The sequence below is a fragment of the Candidatus Neomarinimicrobiota bacterium genome (genome assembly GCA_030743815.1).
Classification (GTDB): domain Bacteria; phylum Fidelibacterota; class Marinisomatia; order Marinisomatales; family S15-B10; genus UBA2146.
This window is the reverse complement of record JASLRT010000011.1, coordinates 1-3,023: the sequence shown is the minus strand read 5'-3', so window position 1 is coordinate 3,023 and position 3,023 is coordinate 1. Positions and strand designations below refer to the sequence as shown.

At 50.8% G+C, this 3,023-nt stretch carries 4 protein-coding genes; 3 read left to right on the top strand and 1 reads right to left on the bottom strand.

All coding sequences use genetic code 11. The features are described 5' to 3' along the window. From QF669_00975 to QF669_00965, 3 genes are all read left to right on the top strand, one after another. A partial coding sequence (locus QF669_00975; GenBank protein ID MDP6456017.1) for a T9SS type A sorting domain-containing protein occupies window positions 1-266 on the top strand: 266 nt, incomplete at its 5' end. Window positions 267-322: 56 nt separating this feature from the next. Continuing rightward, window positions 323-574, top strand: coding sequence for a hypothetical protein (locus tag QF669_00970; protein MDP6456016.1), 252 nt, complete (start codon window positions 323-325; stop codon window positions 572-574). A gap of 89 nt (window positions 575-663) precedes the next feature. Beyond that, a complete protein-coding gene (locus tag QF669_00965) occupies window positions 664-1,479 on the top strand; it encodes a 2-oxo acid dehydrogenase subunit E2 (GenBank protein MDP6456015.1) in 816 nt (271 codons plus the stop codon). An 11-nt stretch (window positions 1,480-1,490) separates the two neighbouring features. Here QF669_00965 and QF669_00960 read toward each other — a convergent pair whose 3' ends face one another. Next, the gene (locus QF669_00960) at window positions 1,491-2,885 is read right to left on the bottom strand and encodes a hypothetical protein (protein ID MDP6456014.1); all 1,395 of its coding nucleotides are present in this window, start codon (window positions 2,883-2,885) and stop codon (window positions 1,491-1,493) included. Between the last annotated feature and the right edge of the window lie 138 nt (window positions 2,886-3,023).

Genomic DNA, 3,023 nt, shown 5'->3' with positions numbered 1-3,023 from the left:
TACATCAGAACTATCCAAATCCTTTCAACCCAACCACTACCATACTGTATGATCTGCCAGAAGCCGCTATGGTTCACCTGGTGATCTATGATGTATTGGGTCGGCAGGTGAGAACACTTGTTAATCAGGACCAAACCGCTGGCTACCACAGAGCCGTCTGGGATGCCACCGATGATATGGGCAGACCCTTAAGCGGGGGTCTTTATATCTACAGGATACAGGCGGGTGATTATTCTAAGACAATGAAGATGGTTCTGTTGAAGTAAGGCCGCGTCTGACAAGGATCAATGACGATGCCGGGCCACAGTACAGACGAACCGTCATGGAAGCGCTGAATGAATTCACACTGCTGCATCTGACGCTCTGTTTCGTACTCGGCCGCTTTACAAAAATTGGCATCGTACCGTTTTTTGTTTTAACAGTCGGGTGGGAATTTGTGGAACTTATCTTGCCGTTTCAGTTTGCGCTTGAATCGTTTCCAAACAAGATATTCGATATAGCTGCCAATACAGCCGGTTATTTCCTGGGAAGATATTCTGCAAATATATTTTCGTGCTGCCGGATGTCTCTATAGGGAAGCTGAAGGGCGGCAGCGAAGAACGCTTTGATGAGGTACTTCCGCCTTGTAATTTCCGTTAATTATTTCACTCCGGCTCATTATCCATGAAAGATGATTACAACACACCGTGGCGTCTCATGTCCACGGCCATCTACACCGCTCCCAGTGACGGAAAGGTGTTCGGCACGCTGGAGGCGGATGTTACCGATGTGCTACGTTACATTCAACGACAGAAGGAGAATGGACTTCATCTAACCGTTACTCATATTGTCACCGCTGTTGTAGCAAGGGCGCTGGCCTATGACGCTCCCGATATCAACTGTTTTGTCCGCCGCGGCAGGCTCGTTCCCCGGGATTATGTGGATGTGGCCGTGGCGGTGAATATCAAAGGGGGACGGGAAATGGCGTCAATAGTGGTACGCAATGCTCATCAGAAGACAGTATCCGAGATCGGAGAAGAGATTCGCACCCGGGCCGAAGCGGAACGGCAGGGAGACAAGGGGAAGTCGATGCAAAGTAAGTATCTCCTGAGCAAGGTTCCGTGGCCTCTAAGGAGATGGCTGTTCAAACTGATCCGCGGCATCGTCAACGGACTGGGCATCCAGCTCAAATCTCTCGGTCTTTCTGACCGCTCGTTCGGTTCCATCTTAGTCACCAACATTGGATCACACGGGCTCTCCACTGCCTACGCGGCACTCTTCCCAGCGGCCAAGCTTCCAGCCGTCATCGTCATGGGGAAGATAGAGGAGAAACCTGTGGTGCGCGATGGGGAAATTATCATACGTTCCATATTGCCTATATCAGCAACCTTTGATCACCGTGTAGCGGACGCCAATCAGATTTCACGCCTGGCTCAAGGTGCACTGAAACTTCTTGCCGCTCCGGAAAAGCTTGAGTCGGTTGAGGCAACAGACGTCTGAACCTGGCTGTCCTACGTCCGCTTTCTGAACGAGAGAAACCCGATCCCGCGCCAGAACAGCCACAATACAATCCAGTAGACCAACAGGATCGCGAAAGTGATCCAATAACCTTCAATACTATTCTTGAAAAAGGCAAAGGGGACGTTCAGGGCGATGAGGAGGGGGATACCGAGGAAAAGGGCAACCCCGCTACCGTAAACTGCATCTTCTGCCACCGGCGTTTCAAACTCGGGATCGGTGACCCGCAGCAGTACCATTCCAGAGTTGATAGTGCCTGTCATCTCGCCGAACAGTTCAATGAAGCGTTCGAAGTGGAAATCGTCAAAGGCACGCCAGCAGATCCAGAACAGGAGCGCCATTGTGGCCGGGCCGGCCAGCAAGGACATGATGATGATGGGCTGCCAGTACTTCAGTACCACTGTTATGCTGATGGCCGCAACTGCACCCACCACCATATAATCGAGGAAGACACCCATGGCGCGCGTCATCAGTCCGCGGTCGATCACGTATGATCTTCCCGATAAATCCAGGATTTTCCTCACCGCCAGTGCGATGAGCAGTCCGAAGACGAAATGGAACGACCAGATGGTAGCCACAAAATCGTGCAGCCCCGCCTGATCCATCCACGCTGTTACTCCTTTGGCAAACCAGTAGGTGAGCAGATAGACGAATCCTATCAGTCCCAGATGAAAGGAGAGTGATTCTACCGCTTCCGTGGAGAGTGTCAGCCGCCCGGCGATAGGCTTTTCATCTGCTGATTTGTAGACGCCAGTGCGCACGTCCATGGAAATTTGATCCACGTTCTTGATCAGGGCGCTCTTGCCTTTCTTGATCCCCCAATGGATGAGTGCCATGCCGCCGAAGAAAGCGTAGAGGTAACCGATGGCGGCGAAGGTCAATCCTACCAGTGCGCCGTTCTCGAAACCCCACATTTCCCAGCTTCTTCCCATAGAGTAGGCAAGACCCGGACCCATACCAAAGCCTAAGGGGAGAATGAGACCAATGCCAATAAAGAGATGGGGATCAATAGTGTAAACCAAAGCAAAAGCGATGAGAAGTCCGATAGTGGCCTGGATCATGTAGGTGGAGAGGGTGGCAATGCCTTTACTTAAGGGCCCTTTTCCCCAGTATGTTTTTTCCTGGCGAAGGCCAAGGGAAATAACGGTCAGGGCGAGAAAGTGATAGACATAAATGCCCAACCGTTCAGAGGGAAGATCAAACCATCCTAATCCCTGGGAACAGGTGAAAAGGGCCAGAAATCCTCCGATGAGGTTGTTGGGGATCAGGAAGCGCTGAAAAAAAACCACGTAGCGGCGCAGGAGAGTCCCGATAATAATGAACGAACTGAGGTAGAGAAAATCGAGGACTACATCTTGCAGGTTTACTTCAATATCCCAAGGATTCATGACAGTGCAATTTCGAGCTGTCTGAATATAGATCAAAAGATGCGGAAAAATGATGAAGTTTAGCGGAGGGACCCAATTGTTTTAATTTCTCTTGAGCGTTAACTTTATCGCTGAGTCGGTCATAACAGGTTGACAGAA

What these genes read in the sequence shown, in the direction of transcription:
- QF669_00970 (MDP6456016.1), top strand. Translation starts at nt 323, where the DNA reads ATGGAAGCGCTGAATGAATTCACACTGCTGCATCTGACGCTCTGTTTC.
- QF669_00965 (MDP6456015.1), top strand. Translation starts at nt 664, where the DNA reads ATGAAAGATGATTACAACACACCGTGGCGTCTCATGTCCACGGCCATC.
- QF669_00960 (MDP6456014.1), bottom strand. Translation starts at nt 2,885, where the DNA reads ATGAATCCTTGGGATATTGAAGTAAACCTGCAAGATGTAGTCCTCGAT.